The sequence below is a fragment of the Streptosporangium sp. H16 genome (genome assembly GCF_051918855.1).
Taxonomy (GTDB): domain Bacteria; phylum Actinomycetota; class Actinomycetes; order Streptosporangiales; family Streptosporangiaceae; genus Streptosporangium.
In genome coordinates, this window is sequence record NZ_JBPXMD010000001.1 from 299,333 (window position 1) to 317,843 (window position 18,511).

The window sequence follows — 18,511 nt, forward strand, 5'->3', positions numbered from 1 at the left end:
CGGGGCCGGTGCCTTAGCGGAGGTGAGGGAGACGCCTGTTACTCCGGTACAGGTGACCGGCACGGTGCTGACGACGCGCCGCGTCGACGCCTACCATGCGCTGACCGTGGTGGCGCCCGGCATCGCCGAGCGCTTCCGCCCCGGCCACTTCGTCGGGGTGGCCGTCGGCGGGGCGCGGACGTCGATGCTGACGCGCCGTGCCTTCTTCGTCCACGACGTCAAGCCCGACTACGGCGGTACGGTCGAGTTCGTCTTCTCCGTACGAGGTCCCGGCACGGCCTGGCTGGCCGAGCGCCGCGCCCGCGACACCCTCGACCTGGTGGGCCCGCTCGGCCGCCCGTTCCCGCTGCCCAGGGACCCGGTGACCTGCGTCCTGGTCGGCGCCGAGCACGGCTCGGCGACGCTGTTCACCGTGGCCGACGCCCTCCAGGGGCGCGGCTGCCGCGTCGACTTCGTCCTGGGCGCGGTCTCCGCAGACCGGGTGTTCGGCGCCCTGCGCGCCAGGAGGATGGGGGAGACCACCACGCTGACCACCGAGGACGGCTCCCTGGGCATGCGCGGCCGGGTGACCGACGTGCTGCCCGGAGTGATCGCCGATGTGCGGGCCGACGCCGTCTACGCCTGCGGCCCGATGCCGGTGCTGCGCGGCGTCACCGCGGTGGCGGTCGAGTTCGACATCCCCGTCCAGGTGGCCGTCGAGGAGGGGATGGCGTGCGGGATCGGCGTGTGCATGACGTGCGTGCTCCCGGTCATCGGGGACGACGGTGTAACCCGGATGGTGCGCTCGTGCGTCGAAGGACCGGTCTTCAGGGGCGAGCGCGTCCGCTTCGACGACGTCGGCACGATCCCGTTCGACGCGCTGGGAGCGCCCGGTGGGGGAACGCGGAATGCCGGTTGACATGCGGACGTACCTGGGGCACGTGGAGTTGGTCAACCCCGTCACCACGGCCGCCGGGTGCGCGGCGTCGGGCTCTGAGCTGGCCCAGTTCTTCGACCTCGCCAGGATCGGCGCGCTGACCACCCGGTCGATCACGATGGCCCCCAGGGCGGGCCGCCCGACCCCCAGGATGGCCGAGACGCCCTCGGGCATGCTCAACGCCGTCGGGCTCCAGGGGCCGGGCGTGGACGCCTTCCTGGAGCGCGAGCTGCCCTGGCTGGCCCAGCGGGGCGTGCGGACCGTGGTGTCCATCGGCGGCGGCACCGTGGCCGAGTACACCGCGCTGGCCCGCAGGCTCACCGACGCGCCCGGGGTCACCGCGGTGGAGGTCAACCTGTCCTGCCCCAACATCGAGGACCGGGGCCGGGTCTTCGCCCGCGACGGCGCGGCCTCCGCCGAGGTGATCGCCTCGGTGCGCTCGGTGATGCGCTACGACGTGCCCGTGGTGGCCAAGCTCTCCCCGGACGTCGTGGACATCGTGAGCGTCGCCCGCGCGTGCGTGGACGGCGGCGCCGACGCGCTCTCGATGATCAACAACCCGCTCGGCATGAGCATCGACACCGAGGCCATGCGCCCCGCGCTCGCGGCCGTCACCGGCGGCCTGTCGGGACCGGCCATCCGGCCGCTGGCCGTACGCTGCGTGTGGCAGGTCCACGCGGCCCTGCCCAGCGTGCCCATCATCGGCATGGGCGGCGTGCTGACCGGCAGGGACGCCTTCGAGCTCATCCTCGCCGGCGCCTGCGTCGTCGCCGTGGGGACGGCGCTGTTCCACGACCCCTATGCCTGCCTGCGCATCCTCCGCGAGCTGGAGGAGCTTCTGGCGGCCCGGGGGTTCCACCGGCTGGCCGACGCGGTCGGACTGGCCCACCGCCCGCCGGGGGCGTCCTCCCGGCATCGGATAGATCTTGAGGAGAGTTCCCTGTGACGCCCGCACCCATCGCCGTCGCCCTGGACGCGCCAGACCTCGAGACCGCGGCCCACTGGGCGAGCCTGGTGACCCCGCACGTCACCACCGTCAAGGTCGGGCTGGAACTCTATCTCCGCTACGGCCCCGACGTGATCGCCTCCGTCCGCGGGGCGAGCGGAGTACGGATCTTCCTGGACCTGAAGCTCCACGACATCCCCAACACCGTCGCGGGCGCCGCCAGGGCCGTGGCCCGCCTCAAGCCCGCCATCCTGACCGTGCACGCCGCCGGCGGCCCCGCGATGATCCGCGCGGCCGTGGAGGCCATGCCCAACACCCAGATCGCGGCGGTGACGTTGCTCACCTCGCTCTCGGAGGCCGACCTGGACCAGTTGGGCGTCAACGGCCCCTCGCAGGACGCCGTGCGCCGCCTGTCGGCGCTGGCCGTCGCCGCGGGCGCCCAGGCCCTCGTCTGCTCGCCGCGCGAGGTCGCCGCGGTGCGCGCCGAGGTCGGGCCCGACATCACCCTCATCACCCCCGGCGTCCGCCCCGCCGGCGCCGCGAGCCAGGACCAGGCAAGAGTAGCGACTCCCGAGCAGGCGCTGGCCGACGGGGCCGACCTTCTCGTGATCGGCCGCCCGATCACCGGCTCCGCCGATCCCGGCGCGACGGCCGCGGGCATCGCCGCCGCCCTCCGGCGCGTCTCCGCCGCCTCAGGGCACGGCGCGTGACGCGGTCCGGGAAACCGCCGGGCGTCGGCGTACGACGCGATCCGGAAAGTCGCGTACGACGCGATCCGTGAACCCGTCGGGCGTCACGCGTGAGGCGGTCCGCGAAACCGTCGGGCGGTCGTGGGCGGCGCGCCCGCAACCCTGCCGGGCGTCACGCGTGACGGGGTCCGGAGGCCGCCGGGCGTCGCGGGTGGGGTAACGCCGGGAACCACCCGGTTTCGCGTGTGAGGGGACGCTGGAGACCGCCGGGCGTCGCGGGTGGGACAACCCCTGAAAACTCGGCGTTGAGAGCAGTTTCGTCGACGTAGAGCAACGCGGCGAGCACGGAAAGTCACGAAGTAGATTTTCTGGGGGGATAAAGTGGCCTTGACGTTGCTTGAAGCGCCATGACCAGCTAGTTTCCCATCCCGTCCGAGTACATCGACAGGAAATTCGAGGTGACCCGGCGTGGCTCTTCCTCCCCTTACCCCTGAGCAGCGCGCCGCAGCCCTAGAGAAGGCTGCCAAGGCCCGCCGAGAGCGTGCCGAGGTGAAGAACCGCCTGAAGCACGGTGCGGTCTCTCTGGCTGAGGTGCTCAAAGACGGGCAGGCCGACGACGTCATCGGCAAGATGAAGGTTTCGGCCCTTCTCGAGTCGCTTCCCGGCGTGGGCAAGGTCCGCGCCAAGCAGCTCATGGAGCGGCTTGGAATCGCAGAGTCCCGCCGCGTGCGGGGCCTGGGTACGAACCAGCGAGCTTCGCTCGAGCGTGAGTTCGGCGGGGCCGAGAGCTAGTCTCGGTTCATACGACCACGCTCGCCCCGCATGGGGACGGCATCACGGGGGGTTTGGAGTGACCGGAACGTCGTGGTCCGACGAGAGTCGGACTCCGGAGGCAACCGCCGAGGGCGGGGCCGGTCGCTTCACATCCCCAGCCGGAGGTCCGGAGGGGGCGCGAGCCTTCCCCGGCCTCTCGGCCGGTAAGCGCCTGACGGTCCTGTCCGGGCCGTCGGGCGTCGGCAAGTCCACGGTCGTCGCCGAGCTTCGGCGGGCACACCCGGAGGTGTGGCTGTCGGTCTCGGTGACCACCAGGAAGCCCCGCCCGGGGGAGACCCACGGGGTCGAGTACTTCTTCGCCGACGACGAGGAGTTCGACCGCCTCGCCGCCTCCGGCGAGCTGCTGGAATGGGCCGAGTTCGCCGGCAACCGGTACGGGACCCCGCGCGGCCCCGTGCTCGAGAAGCTCGACGCCGGGGTGCCCACGCTGCTGGAGATCGACCTCCAGGGCGCCAGGCAGGTCCGCGCGACCATGCCCGAGGCGCTGCTGGTCTTCCTGGCCCCCCCGACCTGGGGAGAGCTGGAGAAGCGGCTGCGCGGCCGGGGCACCGAGCCCGAGGACGTCATCGCCCGCCGCCTGGCGGCCGGCCGGATCGAGATGGCGGCCGAGCAGGAGTTCGACCTGACACTCGTCAACACGTCCGTCCAGGGCGTATGCCATCGGCTGATAGCCTTATTGGCTGATGCTCCCGAGGATTCGCGCCTCGGACGTTCACCTAGCTAGGGGAAATCACACGTGGCAACCAGCGCCGCCTACTCCGAAGGCATCACCAACCCGTCGATCGACGCCCTGCTCGACATCGTCGACAGCAAGTACAGTCTCGTGATCTTCGGCTCCAAGCGGGCGCGTCAGATCAACGCCTACTACTCCCAGCTCGGCGAGGGCCTGCTCGAGTACGTCGGCCCGCTCGTCGAGACCCACGCGCAGGAGAAGCCGCTGTCCATCGCGCTGCGCGAGGTCAGCGAGGGCCTGCTGACCTCCGAGCCGATCGAGGGCTGAACCACCTCGTGCGGACCCCAGAAGAAGCCGGGTCTCCCGGCAGACCCAGGGTCGTCCTCGGTGTGAGCGCGGGCATCGCCGCCTACAAGGCGTGCGAGCTGCTGCGCCTGTTCACCGAGTCGGGCCACGACGTTCGCGTGGTCCCGACCAGGGAGGCGCTCCGCTTCGTCGGTGAGCCGACCTGGGCCGCGCTGTCCGGCAACCCTGTCACGACCGACGTCTGGGAGTCCGTGCACGAGGTGCCGCACGTCCGCATCGGGCAGGGCGCCGACCTGGTGGTCGTCGCGCCGGCCACCGCCGACGTGCTCGCCAAGGCCGCCCACGGGCTGGCGGGCGACCTGCTGACCAACACCCTGCTCACCGCGCGCTGCCCGGTGGTGTTCGCCCCGGCGATGCACACCGAGATGTGGGAGCACCCCGCGACCCGCGCCAACGTGGCCACGCTCCGCGAGCGCGGCTCGATCGTCGTCGACCCCGCCGTGGGCCGCCTGACCGGCGCCGACACCGGCCCCGGCCGGCTGCCGGACCCGAAGGAGATCTTCGAGGTCTGCCGCGCGGTTCTCGCCGGACGCTCCGCCGACCTGGCGGGGCGCCGCCTGGTGATCTCCGCCGGGGGCACCCGCGAGGCCATCGACCCGGTCCGCTTCATCGGCAACCGCTCCTCGGGCCTGCAGGGCTACGCGCTGGCCCGCACGGCCGTCGCCCGCGGGGCCGAGGTCACCCTGGTGGCCGCCAACGTCGGCCTGCCCGATCCGGCGGGCGCCAGGGTCGTCCGGGTCGAGTCGGCCCTGGAACTGCGCGCCGCCGTGCTCGACGCGGTGGAGGGCGCCGACGCCGTGGTCATGGCCGCCGCCGTCGCCGACTTCCGGCCCGCGGCGCGGAGCGGATCGAAGATCAAGAAGACCGCCGACGAGCCTGACGCCATCCATCTCGTGAAAAATCCTGACATCCTGGCTGAGCTGGGTGAGCGGCGCCGCGAGGGGCTCAAGCCGTACCCGCGGGTGATCGCGGGATTCGCGGCCGAGACCGACGACGTGCTCGCCAACGGGCGGGCCAAGCTCGCCCGCAAGGGCTGTGATCTGCTCGTCGTCAACCAGGTCGGCGACGGCCTCGCCTTCGGCACGCCCGACAACGCGGCCGTGGTCCTGGTCGCCGGCGGGGAGCAGGTCGAGATCCCCCGCGGCCCCAAGGAGGCCCTCGCCGACACGGTCTGGGACCTCGTCGCCGCGCGCCTGGCCTGACCACTCGCCGTAGCCCACCTTCCGGCGGATCCGACCACTTGCCGTCGGCCGCCTCCCGGCGGATACTGCCTCCGAGATGACCTGCGATGTCGCGGCTTGGAGGGGTTTCGATCATGCCGGTCGCCGCCGCCGTCAGGGCTCGATGCCGGGCGCTGCTCCCTCCGGGGGAGGAGATCCACTACGTCCTGCCCGCGTTGTCGGTGGGCACCCCGGTCATGGCGACCTTCCTCATCGTGGTCACCGACCGCACCATCTGCGTGATGTCCACCAAGTTCTTCGACCACGACGCGCCGACCTCGGTGTACGCCACCCACTCCCGGCGCACCCGGCTCGGCCCGCTGGAGTTCTCCGCGGGCGCGGCCATCGAGCTCGGCGGCATGGTGTTCGAGATCGACGAGGAGTACGCCGCGGTGGTCGCCGCCGCCGACGCCGAGGTCTTCGCGCCGGAGACGCTTCCCCCCGACCCGCTGCCCGATCTGTGAGCCGGACACCGCTCCGGCGGGCCTCCGCTCGTGCCGCGATCGAGCCCCGCTCGTGTCGCCGTCGTGGGCGGATCCGGATCCGGATCGCGGCGGGCCGGGGTTCTTTCCCATACGCGATCTGAGACTTTAGGGTGACATGATCTGAGACGATTTCGCGGCCCCACATCAGGTGGGGCTAGAATTCGCCGGAGCGCTACTGGTGTCCGCCGACGCCAGAGCCCCCAGACGCCAGCAGCCGCTGCATGAGGAGCCACTGACTTGTCCCGTCGCCTTTTCACCTCCGAGTCGGTCACAGAGGGCCACCCGGACAAGATCGCCGACCAGATCAGTGACGCGATTCTCGACGCCATGCTCAAGGGTGACCCCAAGAGCCGTGTCGCGGTCGAGACGCTGATCACCACCGGTCAGGTCCACGTCGCCGGAGAGGTGACGACGGAGACCTACGTCGACATTCCCGGTCTCATCCGGGAGAAGATCCTCGAGATCGGTTACGACGCCTCGCACAAGGGCTTCGACGGCGCCTCCTGTGGCGTGTCGGTGTCCATCGGAGCGCAGTCGCCCGACATCGCCCAGGGTGTCGACGACGCCTACGAGAATCGCGAGGGCGAGGCCGGCGACGAGCTCGACCGCCAGGGCGCCGGCGACCAGGGCCTGATGTTCGGCTACGCCTGCCGCGAGACCCCCGAGCTGATGCCGCTGCCGATCCAGCTGGCGCACCGCCTCGCCGAGCGCCTGTCGCAGGTCCGCAAGGACGGCACGGTGCCCTACCTGCGTCCCGACGGCAAGACCCAGGTCACCGTCGAGTACGACGGCGACAGGCCCGTCCGGCTCGACACCGTGGTGGTCTCCACCCAGCACGCGGCCGAGATCGACCTCAAGGAGATGCTCGCTCCCGACATCAAGGAGCACGTGGTCGACCCGGTCCTGGCCGGCCTGGAGATCGCCACCGAGGGCTACCGCCTCCTGGTCAACCCGACCGGCCGCTTCGAGATCGGCGGCCCCATGGGCGACGCCGGCCTGACCGGTCGCAAGATCATCGTCGACACCTACGGCGGCATGTCCCGACACGGCGGCGGCGCCTTCTCCGGCAAGGACCCGTCCAAGGTCGACCGCTCGGCCGCCTACGCCATGCGCTGGGTCGCCAAGAACATCGTGGCCGCCGGTCTGGCCGACCGCGCCGAGGTCCAGGTCGCCTACGCCATCGGCAAGGCCCACCCGGTCGGCGTGTTCGTCGAGACCTTCGGCACCGAGAAGACCGACGTCGAGAAGATCCAGCAGGCCGTGCTGGAGGTCTTCGACCTGCGCCCGGCCGCGATCATCCGCGACCTCGACCTGCTCCGCCCGATCTACTCGGGCACCTCCGCGTACGGCCACTTCGGCCGCGAGGGCTTCTCCTGGGAGTCCACCGACCGCGCCGACGCCCTGCGCAGCGCCGCCGGTCTCTGACCCGCACCGCTTTTCCGTACGGCCCCCGCGAACTCCTTCGCGGGGGCCGTCCGCGTTCCCGGTCCCGTCCCGCCCGGCGGGACGCCGGAGCGCGGTCACGGGGCACGTCGCCGGCGGTAAGTGATATCACTCTCCTGAACTTGATTGATATCGTCGACGCATGAAGCAACTCCTTCTTCGAATCGACGACGATCTTCATCAACGCATAACGCGAAGGGCCCGCCGCACCGGCCGCTCCATCAACGCGACCGCCGGGGAGATCCTCGCCCACGGCGTGTCCGACGAAGCACTGGACGCCCGGGCGGAGCTTCGCGCTCGGGCACGGAGGCTCGGGGTGCTCGCCGAGCGGCCTCTCTCTCCTCCCGCTCCTCTCATGACCGAAGCCGACCGGGAGCGTGCGCTCGCGGCCACCGAGGGCGCCGGCCCGGTTCTCGACGACCTCTGGGCGGAGGGCCGCTGACCCCGATGCTCACCTACGTCGACTCCTCGGTCCTGGCCTGCGCCTATCTCCGCGACGAACCCGGTCACGACCGGGCCAGGGAACTTCTCGAAGATCCCGAACATCTCCTCGTCACGAGCACCTTGACCGTGGTGGAGGTGACCGGCGTGCTGGTCCGTGCCTCCCGTGCCAGGCGGCTGCCGGAACTGGACACCAGGATCGCCGTACTGGCGGCGGATCTCGGGGAGAACGGCCCGGTCACGTTGCTGAGCGCCCCCCGCGACGCCGTGGAACGCCGGGCCGTGGAGATCGTTTACGCTCATGCCCTTCGCGCGCTGGACGCCATGCATCTCGCCACGGCCGAGCTGGCAGCCGTACCGCTTCTGGAGGACCCGGGAGACAAGCTCGGCTTCGCCAGCCGCGACACCGCCCAGAGCGAGGCCGCCGCGGCGCTCGGGTTCACTCCCGTTTGAAGGTCGTGAGGGTCCGCCGGTGTCATGCGCCCGGGGGTGCGGGGAGTCTCTCGCCGGTGAACTGGGCCCAGACGGCGTGGCCGTGGGTTCGGGTGCCCTGGCAGCCGACCTGGGAAGCCAGGGCGGTGACGAGGAGGAGGCCCCGGCCGCTCTCGCCGAGGAGGGCGGGGTGGGGGAGAGCGGGTACGGGCCCCTGGCCGGAGTCGTAGACCGTCACGCGGGTGGCCTCCGGTTTGCGGACGACCTCGACGACGAACGTGCCGTACGGCCGTCCGCTGGCGGTGTGGCGGACCGCGTTGGCGGCGAGTTCGGCGACGACCTGCTCCGCGTCCTGGCCGAATGGGGAGTCGACCAGGAGAAACCGGACGAAGCGTCGAGCCTCGGGAACCTGGCAGGGACGGCCCGGGAAGGTCCGCCGCCAGGTCATGCCGCCGGGGCGGAGCCGGACCATCGCCTCGATCAACTCCGGGGCCACGCCGTCGTGGGTAGCGGTCATGTGCGTTCTCCTGGTCTCCTGGTCAGGGGAAAATCGTCAGCAGAACAGTGGCCCGGCACTCCCGTGCGGTAGCCCTCCGGGACGGCGTCAGCGAGATACTCCGCACACAGTGCCGCCGACCTGCGAGAACATCGCATCCGGTGGCCGAGGATCCCCACTTCCCTCACGCACTGTCATTCTCCGTGACCGTGGTCATACGATCCGTGTGTGCTCGGGGAAGGGAGTTGAGGATGCCCGGAGAGGGATACCGGATCCTGCTGGGATGCAGGCGGCGCAGCGAGGCACTGCGGGCCTGCCGCCTCACGTTCGACCAGATCGCCGGCGTGTTCGCCCTCGATCACGCGGTCAGCCCGCTGCGCCTGTACCGCTACGCCCACGGGCGCACGGCGGGTGAGGTGGTGGCCGCCTACAACGACCTCGACCCGGCGGGCACCGCCACCCTGCGTGCCGCGCGCTTCTACGACTACGAGGCATGGCCGCAGGCCGGGCGGCGTCCCGGCGCCGGGGCGGTCGCCATCTTCGCCCGCATTTACCAGACCACCGCCCGCCGCCTGGTCACCGACGAGGTCTACGCCTCCTACGGGGTGCGCGACCGCGACCTGATCGACCAGACGGATCACCGTCACCTCGACGCGCACCACTGCCGCCAGGTGTCCGCACCGGCCGTCCCGGGCACCAAGGGAACGAAGGTACTTTCCCCGCTCGTTCCCGCGCCCGCCCGCTGTGCCGACCTGCTGCGCGCGGTCGGCGCAGAGGAGGCCGACGTGAAACGCCGCGAACTGCTCTTCGAACTGGCCCTGCTCCTGGGCGGGACACCGGCCCTGGGCCTGCTGCGCCACCTCACCCCGCCGGAGCGGGAACGCCTGGCAGCGGCCGCCCGGCACCAGGGCCCGATCGACGCGGCCACCATCGACGTGCTGGAACGGCTCACCGCCCGCCTGTGGACCATGGACGAATCATCGGGCCCCCGGCGAGTCCTGCCGGTCGCCGAGGCCAAACGCGCCATGGTCGACGACCTCCTCAAGCGGGGCTCCCTCACCCCGGCCCTGCGCGAGCGCCTGCTCCGCGTCTACTGGAGCCTGAGCCACATGACGGGCTGGTGTCACTTTGATCTGCTGGATCATGCCGCGGCCGCCTGTCGATACGAGGAGGGACTGGCTGCGGCGCACGAGCTGAATGCGCCGGCCCTCCTGGCTCATATGCACGGGTTGCTGGCTGATATGGCACTTCACCAGGGAAAGCCCACGGTCGCCATGGACCATGTCTTCGCGGCTGACGGCTGGGCCAAGAGCAGTGGTAACCGTCTGCAGCAAGCGGCGACTTTTCTCATTATCGCCCGTGTGCTCTCGAGGACGAGGTCCGACGATGAAAGTCTCCGCGTGCTCGACCGTGCCATCTCACTGGCGGGAAGAAATCGGGAGGCCAGTGATTTTCGGCACCTCTTCTGGTGTAACCAGGATCGTGTCGCACGCCATGCCGTCTTCTGTCTGGTCGGGCTCAAACAGCCCGATCGAGCGATCAGCGCGGCGGATCCGATCATGACGGAGATGGGGTCCGGCTCGAATCGATCCGGCTGGAATCGCGAGCGGGGCATCCTGAATCTCGAATACGCGACCGCGCTGATTCAAAAACAAGAGATTCCGGCGGCCACCGCCATGATCGGTGAGGCTGCTCAAATCACCGTGCGACACAGCTCTGCCAGACTCGTTCACTCCGTACGGCGAACTCGCGTCCAGCTTCAGCCGTGGGAGGGCAACAAGCATGTTCTGGATCTGGATGAACGGTTGCGCTCGCTGTCCATCGTGGTCTGACGTGTTCAGGCACTCTTCCCGGAAATCGCTTGGTTATCAGACATCATTGGGTCTGGGGATGTTGGCCGACGTGAACGGAGAGCTCCATGGTGCGCCTTGCTTCCGCCCGTGTCGGGTCGGCTGTGATCGTCGCCTTGGGGATATTGGCGTTGGGAGCGTGCTCTTCTGAGCCTCCGGGGCCGACGGCGGCTCAGGCCGAAGCGATGTTGAAGGCCGACATCGACTGGTTGGTGAAGTCGACCCACGCAAAAGATGTCACGGTGACGGACGAGGGTGGCAAGGACATCCCCTGCGGAGAGGGGAAGGCAAAACGAACGTATGGGGTTGCCGGAGTGGACGCTTCCAGCGTCGACGAACCGGTCATCATCTTCAACATGCTGACCGGCGGCCTGGGGAAGCGCGGATACAAGGTTGTTTCTGTCGACTGGAAAACGCCGAGCAATGAGTCCGTCAAGGGTGAATCGCGTGTCAAAATCACTGTTGATTCTTCGCGTAAAAAGCACTTCGAGCTCTCCGGCGAGACTCAATGCCTTAAGGTCGCTTTGTGAACTACCCCAAAGGGCTTGGGTTTGTTTGCGTGTTGTCCTTGGCTCCGCCGAAAGCGTTGTTGAGCCGGGTGGCCGCCTCTCCGACGGTGCTGTCGTCTCCGCCAGGCCGGCGGTGAGCGTGGCGGTTTTCTCGAACGCGCTGTCCTGTGTCCGGTTGGCGTCACTGGCGTCGGCGCCCTCGATGATCTCGGCGGCGTAGGCGCCCGCGAGCATCGACATGAAGATTCTCGCGCCCTTCGCCACCTCCATCGGCTGCCCCTCCGGATTGCGGAAGTCCGCTTTGGTCCGGAGGTCGCCCATGGTCGTCATGGTGTTGAAGGCGAATCGCACCGCCTCGGGGCCGGGGGGGCGCTTCTCGAAGACACCGGCTCCGGCGGCGAGCATCCGGCCGAACTCCTTCTCCAGGTCGAAGGCGATCGCGTCATGCTCGTTGGGATAGAGCGAGACCTGCTCGTTGAGTTCGGAGAACAGTTTCCTCAGATCTCCGGGGGACAGGTCGTTGAACAGGGCTCTGGCCGTTTCCGGATTGTTGGCCAGGGCGGACAGGAAATGGCTCAGGTCGGGGGTCCAGCGTGCCGGACCCCCGCCCTCGGCGGCTTTCTGGACGCGGGGACGTATCACCTCGGTGAACCACCCGGAAGGGAACCTGCCGTGGCCGAGCACCAGGCCCAGATCGGCCCCCTGCGTCTTCCCGAGGTTCTCCGGTTCCCAGGCCGGGCCGAGCGTTCTCGGCCGCCGGGCCACCGCCGTGGCGAGAGCCTCCCCCATGGTCTTCCAGTGTTTTCGAGCGGATTCTCCGTGATAGTGATTCAACTTCCGAAGCGCCGCCGCCGCGCCCTTCGGGCCGAGGGCGGAGAAGAATCCCGCGGTGAAGTCGGCGTCATTCCGCCTGCCGGCGAGCCGGTCGAAGATGCCGTCGTATACGTTTTCCGAGGAGTACGGAGTCGGGTGTCCCAGGGCGCTGAGGTTTTCCGCGAGCTTCTCGCCCTCGTCGGTGGCGAGAGTGCGTGTCGCGAGAGCCTTCTCGTCGAAGGCCGTGAGCCCTCCGCCCCCGGGCCCCGGTGTGAGTCCCAGCGGACCGAGCCCTACCAGGTCCGCGGCCCACTCCTTCAGGAGGTCGGGCTCCTGGATCAGCTGGTTGCGCCTGCGCAGGCGCGGGATCTCCTGGTCCAGCCAGCCTTCGATCTCGCGGATCCGCAGGGCCGCGGACCGGTCGGCGTCCACCGAGGAAAGCGCCCTGAGGATTCCCGAGAGCTCCTCGCCCACCACTTTCCGCGCCTGCTCCAGCGACGCGATGAATCGCTCCATCAACTCCGGATTGATTCCCGAGTATTCATCCGGAGATGACCCGTTTTCCGATGACGCGGGCGGTGTCGGCCCCATATCGAAAGTCTCCTGCCGAAGGCGATCCACGTTTACCTTAAGCACCCGGATCGCAGCCTGATAGGAGTTCGATCGCCTGGGAGCGTGGACCGCCGGTTCCTGTCTTTCGCACGAGCGACGGGCGCTGTGCTCGACGACACGGGAAAGACTTGACGACACGGGAAAGAACGGTGGCCGGGAAGAATCCGGTACCCGGGGGAGCGCGCGTCGGCTGTGCGCCTAATCTCTGCTTATGTCCTCACCGTCCCCCCGTCTGCTGCTGCGCAACGCGCGGCTGGGTCCCGGCGGCCCGCTCCGCCACGTCCTGATCGCCGGAGGCCGGGTCGCGGAGGTGGCCGCGGAGCCGCCCCCCTGTGACGAGTCGGTCGACGCCGGGGGCGCCACCCTCCTGCCGGGCCTGTGGGACGCGCACGTGCACTCCGCGCAGTGGGCGCAGGCCCGGCGCAGGATCGACCTGACCTCGGCGCGGTCGGCGCGGTCGGCGGTCGACCTCGTCGCGCCCCGCTCCGGCGCGCCCGGCGCCTCCGGGTTCACCGTCGGCTACGGCTTCCGCGACGCCCTGTGGCCGGACACGCCGCACAAGTCGCTGCTCCAGGCGGCGGCGCCCGGCCGGCCGATCGTCCTGGTCAGCAATGATCTGCACACCGCCTGGTTCAGCCCGGCCGCGTTGGCGGCGATCGGCAGGGGCGAGCACCCGACGGGGGTGCTGCGCGAGCGCGACTGCTACGACGCGATGGCGGAGATGCCCCCGCCGCCCCGGGACGAGCTGGACCGCTGGGTGGCCGAGGCCACCACCGCCGCCGCGGCCAGGGGCGTCATCGGCGTGCTGGACTTCGAGTTCGCCGACAACGTCACCGACTGGACCCGGCGGGTCCGGTCGGAGCGGATCGACGTCCGGGTCGGCTGCTCGATCCCGGTGAACCGGCTGGAGGAGGCGATCGGCCGCGGGCTGCGCACCGGCGAGCCCGTCGCCGGTTCGGGGGGCCTGCTGGAGGTCGGGCCGGTCAAGACGTTCGTGGACGGGTCGCTGAACACCAGGACCGCCTACTGCGAGGACCCGTACCCCGGCGGCGACGCGCGCGGACTGCTGGAGACGGCGCCCGAGGAGCTGTACGGCGTCATGGCCCTGGCCGCGGGGCACGGGATCGACCCGGCGGTGCACGCGATCGGCGACCTGGCGGTGGACATCGCGCTGGACGCCTTCGAGCGGACCGGCTGCCCGGGGAGGATCGAGCACGCGCAGCTGGTCCGCCCGGAGGACTTCGGGAGGTTCGCCAGGGCCGGCCTCGTCGCGGGCGTGCAACCCGCCCACGCGCCCGACGACCGCGACGTGGCCGACCTGCACTGGTCCGGGCGGACCGGCAGGGCCTTCGCCTACGCCGACCTGCTGGCGGCCGGCGCCGTCATCGAGCTGGGCTCCGACGCCCCGGTGGCGCCGCTCGACCCGTGGGACGGGATCGCCTCGGCGGTGGCCAGGACCGACGACGAGCGGCCGCCGTGGCATCCGGAGCAGGCGATCCCGCTGCCGGCGGCGCTCGCGGCGGCGGCCAGGGGGCGCGCCGGCGTGCGTCCCGGCGATCCCGCCGACCTGGTGATCACCGAGTACGATCCGGCCGGGCTGGACGGGGACGGCCTGCGCCGCATGCCGATCCTCGGCACCCTGCTCGGCGGGCGCTGGACCCACCGCCGCTCCATCTGATCCGTCCGGCCGGCCCCCGGCGGCGATCTCGTCGTCGCCGGGCGCCGCCGAGCCTCGCCGGGCGCCGCCGTGAACGCGTCCTCAAGCTCCACCTGATCCGTCCGACCGGCTCCGACGGCGATCCCGCCGGAGCCGCCCCCGTCTTCCCCGCGCGGGAGCCGGCCGCCTCGCCCGCCGTCGTCTGGGCGGGTGCCCGGGTCTGGTAGGACAGGTGGGTGACCCACGCCAGCCCCTCGCCGGACGACGACGCCCTGCTGCCGCTCGACGCCGTCCGTGAGCGGTCCGCGTCCGGTGGTCCGGCGAGGGCGCGGGGCGGCGCCGTCAGGTCCGCCAGGTCCGGCAGGACCTCCAGGGTCGTCAGGGCCGCAGGGACGGCCAGGACGGCCCGGGTGGCCGAGCCGGTCAGGGGGGTGCCGGAGCCGGCCGCCGAGCTGCCGGTCGCCCGGGTCGTCGTCGACACGCCGCTGCCGCACCTCGACCGGTTGTTCGACTATCTCGTCCCCGCCCCCCTGGACGCCACCGCCGTGCCGGGGGTCAGGGTCCGCGTCCGGTTCGCGGGCAAGCTCGTCGACGGCTTCCTGCTGGAACGGGCGGAGAGCACCGAGCACGAGGGCAGGCTGACCCGCCTGGAGAGGGTCGTGTCCGCCGAGCCCGTGCTCACCCCGGAGATCGTCGCGCTGGCCCGCGCCGTGGCCGACCACTACGCCGGGACCATGGCCGACGTCCTGCGCCTGGCCGTCCCGCCCCGCCACGCCAGGGTCGAGGCGGAGACCCCCGCCCCGGTCCCCACGGACCCGGCACAGCCGGTGGGGGCGGGACCGGGACCGTGGGCGGACTACCCGGAGGGAGAGGCGTTCCTGGCCGCCCTGGCGAAGGGAGGCTCCCCCCGCGCGGTGTGGACCGCCCTGCCGGGAACCGGGGAGAGCGGGCCGGGGTGGCCGGAGGCGGTCGCCGTCGCCGTACGGGAGACGCTGCGCGGGGGCAGGGGCGCCCTCGTGGTGCTTCCCGACGGCAAGGACGTGGCCCTGCTCGACGCGGCCCTGAGCGACGTCCTGGAGCCCGGCGCGCACGTGGCGCTCACGGCCGACCTCGGGCCCGCCGAGCGCTACCGGCGGTGGCTGCGGGTGGCCAGGGGGCAGGTACGGGTCGCGGCAGGGACCAGGGGCGCGGCGTTCGCCCCGGTCAGGGACCTCGGGCTCGCGATCATCTGGGACGACGGCGACGACCTGCACTCCGAGCGGCTCGCCCCCTACCCCCACGCCAGGGAGGTCCTCGCCCTGCGCGCCCACCGGGCGCGGGCGGGCCTGCTCATCGGGGGGTACGCCCGTACGGCGGAGGCCACCCAGCTCATCGCGGCGGGCTGGGCCGGGCCCATCGTCGCGGCCCGCGGGACGGTCAGGACCAGGGCGCCGAGGGTCCGCCCGGCGGGGGAGGACGCGGAGCTGGCCAGGGACGAGGCCGCCAGGGCCGCCCGGCTGCCCAGCCTCGCCTGGCGGACCCTGCGCGCCGGGCTGGAGAGCGGCCCCGTGCTGGTGCAGGTCCCCCGGCGGGGCTACCTGCCCGCGCTGGCCTGCCAGAGCTGCCGGGCCCCCGCCCGCTGCGGGCACTGCGGCGGCCCGTTCGCGCTGCGCGCCGGCCACGTGGCCCCGTACTGCCGCTGGTGCGGCCGGATCGCCGGTGAGTGGCGCTGCCCGTCCTGCGGCGGTGCCCGGGTGCGGGCCCAGGTGGTCGGCGCCCGGCGCACCGCCGAGGAGCTGGGGCGGGCCTTCCCCTCGGTGCCGGTCAGGACGTCGGGCAGGGACGGGGTGCTCGCCACGGTCGGCGCGGGCCGCGCCCTGGTGGTGGCCACCCCGGGGGCCGAGCCGGTGCCCGAGGGAGGGTACGCGGCGGCGGTGCTGCTGGACGGCTGGGCGCTGCTCGGCCGGCCCGACCTGCGCGCCGCCGAGGAGACGCTGCGCCGGTGGATGAACGCGGCGGCCCTGCTGCGGCCCTCGGCCGAGCTGGTCGTGCTGGCCGACTCCTCGCTCGCCGCCGTACAGGCTCTGCTGCGCTGGGACCCGGTCACCCATGCCGAGAGGGAACTAGCTGACAGGACAGAACTCGGTTTCCCCCCGGCGGTGAAAATGGCGACGCTCACCGGATCCCCGGCCGCGGTCAGGGAAATGCTCGGCGAGATGACCCTGCCACCGGAGGCCCAGGTGCTCGGTCCCGTCCCGGTGGCCGCTCCCAAGGGGGATCAAGTGCGGGAACGCGCCATGGTGCGGATCGCGCGGGGCTCCGGATCGACACTGGCCGCGGCGCTGAAAGGGGCCGCCGGAGTACGCTCCGCGCGCAAGGCTTCGGAGGTGGTCAAGGTATGCATTGACCCTCTAGATGTGATTTGAGTTGTTTCCCCGATTCGCGGTGCTGGCAGTAAGCCGTTAATTTTCCCCTGTGTCGATCGAATGGGTGAATCGGGCCGTAGACGACCTGCGCGCGTGGGGGCGTGCGCACGGCCTTGACGTTGACGTGGACGAGGTACGGCTGCTCTGCGACTACGCGAGTGACTATCTGGACGTGAACGAGCTGGGTGACTTCACCCCTGTCGCCTTCGAGGAGCTGCTGCTCAACATCTATCCGCGCAAGGTCATCGCCCCCCCGGAGAGCGCCCCGGAGACCGTCGCCGCCGCCCGTACCCTGGTCGACTTCCTGCTCGCCACCGAGGAGATCGGCGGCAAGATGGCGGTCCGGATGAGGAGCGTCCTCGACCGCATCGAGCCCGAGATGCCCATCGCCCTCGCCGACACCTCCCGGTTCGGCATGGCCAAGAGCCTCTTCAGCGCGATGGGCGCCGACTCGCTGGAGCAGGACGCCGGCAGCGCGATCCTCTCCGTCTCCGCGGTGCAGGAGGAACCCGCCGTCGAGCACTGCGACTGCCCCGGCTGCTCGCCACTCCCCGCCGTGCGCCTGGCCCCCCGCGAGGTGCTCACCCGGAGCGCCCTGCGGGTGCCGCTGATCGTCGACGCGCGCAGGCTGGTCCAGTGGATGCTCGCCGGGGGCCGCACCCCGACCGTCAAGGGCCGGCTCAGGGTCCGCGACGCCGCCGAGGCGACCGCCCAGCTCTCGGTGACCGACCCCGGCCTGCTGTGGGAGCTCGCGGTGCACACCGGCCTGGTCACGGTCGAGGGCACCGCCATCTTCGACGGCGAGGACTTCGACCCGCTCGACATCTGGGCCGCGACGGTCGAGTTCGTCGTCGAGAAGGAGACCGGCGGCGCCGTGACGGGCGACGTCTCCCTCGACGAGGAGCTCTACGGCCTGTGCGACATGCTCTACCGCCTCCAGGCGCCCGTGCCGATCCCCCTCGTCAAGGAGTACATGGAGGAGATCGGCCTGGTCGAGGGAGGCGAGATCGACATCCCCGAGGCCGTCAGGCGGCTCGCCTACTGCGGGATGGCCGAGCCGGGCGAGGAGCTGCTCGAGCTCACCCCGCTGGCCCTGTGGGGACTGCACGAGCTTTACACCGACCTGGGCATCGAGGCGCCCGAGGCGCCCGACCTGACGACCGCCGACGCGCCCGAGCTCATCGAGGGGCTGCTCTCCGGCATGCCCGCCGAGATGGCCGAGGCCGACATCGGGGGCTGGCTGGAGAACAGGACCCCGGCGCAGGCGGTCACCGAGCTGCTCGGCTCCGTCTCCGGCGCGCCCTCGGTCGCCAGGGGCGTCGCGGTGACGATCGTCGACCGCCTCGGCCCCGACGCCGAGGAGGCGGTGCGCGCCTTCCTGGAGGAGCCGGAGCTGCGCCCGCACGCCATCCACTGGCTGAGCACGCGAGGCCTGGCGGCCCCCGCCCTCACCCAGGAGGAGGTGCTCTGGATGAGCGTGGACATGCTCGCCCTGGCCATGCCCGCCGCCGAGGAGGATCCGGAGACGTTCGCCGAGAACATGTCCGCCTCCGGCCCCCCGTCACACGTGATCGAGGAGATGTGGCGGGTCGACCATCCCGAGGTCGTCGACGTCCTTGAGCTGCTCGGACGCTCCCTGAGAGATCACGGAGCGGCCAAGGCGGCCCGCAAGGCGGCTTTCAAGGCACGTTCCCGCGCCATCGGCTGAGCCGTGTATGCGTGAG

17 protein-coding genes are annotated in these 18,511 nt (G+C 71.3%); 15 read left to right on the top strand and 2 right to left on the bottom strand.

Going from position 1 to position 18,511, the window contains the following annotated elements:
- Nucleotides 1–52 precede the first annotated feature (52 nt).
- From ACTOQ2_RS01345 to ACTOQ2_RS01395, 11 genes are all read left to right on the top strand, one after another.
- The gene (locus ACTOQ2_RS01345; RefSeq protein ID WP_362845387.1) at nt 53–898 is read left to right on the top strand and encodes a dihydroorotate dehydrogenase electron transfer subunit; all 846 of its coding nucleotides are present in this window, start codon (nt 53–55) and stop codon (nt 896–898) included.
- Nucleotides 888–1,862: a dihydroorotate dehydrogenase gene (locus ACTOQ2_RS01350; protein ID WP_344749601.1), complete on the top strand. Its 975-nt coding sequence runs from the start codon at nt 888–890 to the stop codon at nt 1,860–1,862. Before ACTOQ2_RS01345 ends, ACTOQ2_RS01350 begins: the two co-directional genes overlap by 11 nt.
- Nucleotides 1,859–2,572, top strand: coding sequence for an orotidine-5'-phosphate decarboxylase (pyrF, locus tag ACTOQ2_RS01355; protein ID WP_440065151.1), 714 nt, complete (start codon nt 1,859–1,861; stop codon nt 2,570–2,572). The genes ACTOQ2_RS01350 and pyrF overlap by 4 nt, the downstream gene beginning before the upstream one ends.
- A 447-nt stretch (nt 2,573–3,019) precedes the next feature.
- Entirely contained in the window at nt 3,020–3,343 is a 324-nt protein-coding gene (mihF, locus tag ACTOQ2_RS01360) for an integration host factor, actinobacterial type (RefSeq protein ID WP_030909986.1), read from the top strand.
- 193 nt (nt 3,344–3,536) lie between these two features.
- The gene (gene gmk / locus ACTOQ2_RS01365; RefSeq protein ID WP_440065464.1) at nt 3,537–4,109 is read left to right on the top strand and encodes a guanylate kinase; all 573 of its coding nucleotides are present in this window, start codon (nt 3,537–3,539) and stop codon (nt 4,107–4,109) included.
- Nucleotides 4,110–4,121: 12 nt separating this feature from the next.
- Nucleotides 4,122–4,385 (top strand): DNA-directed RNA polymerase subunit omega, encoded by a 264-nt coding sequence (gene rpoZ / locus ACTOQ2_RS01370; RefSeq protein ID WP_030909981.1) that lies wholly within the window; start codon nt 4,122–4,124, stop codon nt 4,383–4,385.
- Between the two features lie 8 nt (nt 4,386–4,393).
- On the top strand, nt 4,394–5,626 hold the full coding sequence (gene coaBC / locus ACTOQ2_RS01375) for a bifunctional phosphopantothenoylcysteine decarboxylase/phosphopantothenate--cysteine ligase CoaBC (protein WP_440065149.1): 1,233 nt from the start codon (nt 4,394–4,396) through the stop codon (nt 5,624–5,626).
- Nucleotides 5,627–5,739: 113 nt separating this feature from the next.
- Complete coding sequence (locus tag ACTOQ2_RS01380) at nt 5,740–6,108, top strand: hypothetical protein (RefSeq protein WP_440097790.1); 369 nt, start codon at nt 5,740–5,742, stop codon at nt 6,106–6,108.
- A gap of 258 nt (nt 6,109–6,366) precedes the next feature.
- The gene (metK, locus tag ACTOQ2_RS01385; protein ID WP_440065146.1) at nt 6,367–7,554 is read left to right on the top strand and encodes a methionine adenosyltransferase; all 1,188 of its coding nucleotides are present in this window, start codon (nt 6,367–6,369) and stop codon (nt 7,552–7,554) included.
- A gap of 160 nt (nt 7,555–7,714) precedes the next feature.
- Entirely contained in the window at nt 7,715–8,014 is a 300-nt protein-coding gene (locus tag ACTOQ2_RS01390) for a FitA-like ribbon-helix-helix domain-containing protein (protein WP_440097791.1), read from the top strand.
- 5 nt (nt 8,015–8,019) lie between these two features.
- Complete coding sequence (locus ACTOQ2_RS01395) at nt 8,020–8,466, top strand: type II toxin-antitoxin system VapC family toxin (RefSeq protein ID WP_362845400.1); 447 nt, start codon at nt 8,020–8,022, stop codon at nt 8,464–8,466.
- Between the two features lie 22 nt (nt 8,467–8,488).
- Here the strand turns inward: ACTOQ2_RS01395 and ACTOQ2_RS01400 are convergent, their stop codons facing one another.
- Nucleotides 8,489–8,962: an ATP-binding protein gene (locus tag ACTOQ2_RS01400; protein WP_440097792.1), complete on the bottom strand. Its 474-nt coding sequence runs from the start codon at nt 8,960–8,962 to the stop codon at nt 8,489–8,491.
- 230 nt (nt 8,963–9,192) lie between these two features.
- Here ACTOQ2_RS01400 and ACTOQ2_RS01405 point away from each other — a divergent pair, with 230 nt between their 5' ends.
- The gene (locus ACTOQ2_RS01405; protein WP_440097793.1) at nt 9,193–10,773 is read left to right on the top strand and encodes a hypothetical protein; all 1,581 of its coding nucleotides are present in this window, start codon (nt 9,193–9,195) and stop codon (nt 10,771–10,773) included.
- A 5-nt stretch (nt 10,774–10,778) separates the two neighbouring features.
- Here ACTOQ2_RS01405 and ACTOQ2_RS01410 read toward each other — a convergent pair whose 3' ends face one another.
- Nucleotides 10,779–12,629: a hypothetical protein gene (locus ACTOQ2_RS01410; RefSeq protein WP_440097794.1), complete on the bottom strand. Its 1,851-nt coding sequence runs from the start codon at nt 12,627–12,629 to the stop codon at nt 10,779–10,781.
- Nucleotides 12,630–12,936: 307 nt separating this feature from the next.
- Here ACTOQ2_RS01410 and ACTOQ2_RS01415 point away from each other — a divergent pair, with 307 nt between their 5' ends.
- The 3 genes from ACTOQ2_RS01415 to ACTOQ2_RS01425 all read left to right on the top strand — a co-directional run bounded on the left by ACTOQ2_RS01415 (nt 12,937) and on the right by ACTOQ2_RS01425 (nt 18,495).
- Entirely contained in the window at nt 12,937–14,403 is a 1,467-nt protein-coding gene (locus tag ACTOQ2_RS01415) for an amidohydrolase (protein WP_440097795.1), read from the top strand.
- Between the two features lie 389 nt (nt 14,404–14,792).
- Entirely contained in the window at nt 14,793–16,787 is a 1,995-nt protein-coding gene (locus ACTOQ2_RS01420; RefSeq protein ID WP_440098071.1) for a primosomal protein N', read from the top strand.
- A 64-nt stretch (nt 16,788–16,851) separates the two neighbouring features.
- Nucleotides 16,852–18,495, top strand: coding sequence for a hypothetical protein (locus tag ACTOQ2_RS01425; protein ID WP_440065136.1), 1,644 nt, complete (start codon nt 16,852–16,854; stop codon nt 18,493–18,495).
- Nucleotides 18,496–18,511 lie beyond the last annotated feature (16 nt).

What these genes read in the sequence shown, in the direction of transcription:
- ACTOQ2_RS01400 (WP_440097792.1), bottom strand. Translation starts at nt 8,962, where the DNA reads ATGACCGCTACCCACGACGGCGTGGCCCCGGAGTTGATCGAGGCGATG.
- ACTOQ2_RS01390 (WP_440097791.1), top strand. Translation starts at nt 7,715, where the DNA reads ATGAAGCAACTCCTTCTTCGAATCGACGACGATCTTCATCAACGCATA.
- ACTOQ2_RS01405 (WP_440097793.1), top strand. Translation starts at nt 9,193, where the DNA reads ATGCCCGGAGAGGGATACCGGATCCTGCTGGGATGCAGGCGGCGCAGC.
- ACTOQ2_RS01350 (WP_344749601.1), top strand. Translation starts at nt 888, where the DNA reads ATGCCGGTTGACATGCGGACGTACCTGGGGCACGTGGAGTTGGTCAAC.
- ACTOQ2_RS01380 (WP_440097790.1), top strand. Translation starts at nt 5,740, where the DNA reads ATGCCGGTCGCCGCCGCCGTCAGGGCTCGATGCCGGGCGCTGCTCCCT.
- ACTOQ2_RS01395 (WP_362845400.1), top strand. Translation starts at nt 8,020, where the DNA reads ATGCTCACCTACGTCGACTCCTCGGTCCTGGCCTGCGCCTATCTCCGC.
- ACTOQ2_RS01415 (WP_440097795.1), top strand. Translation starts at nt 12,937, where the DNA reads ATGTCCTCACCGTCCCCCCGTCTGCTGCTGCGCAACGCGCGGCTGGGT.
- ACTOQ2_RS01410 (WP_440097794.1), bottom strand. Translation starts at nt 12,629, where the DNA reads ATGGAGCGATTCATCGCGTCGCTGGAGCAGGCGCGGAAAGTGGTGGGC.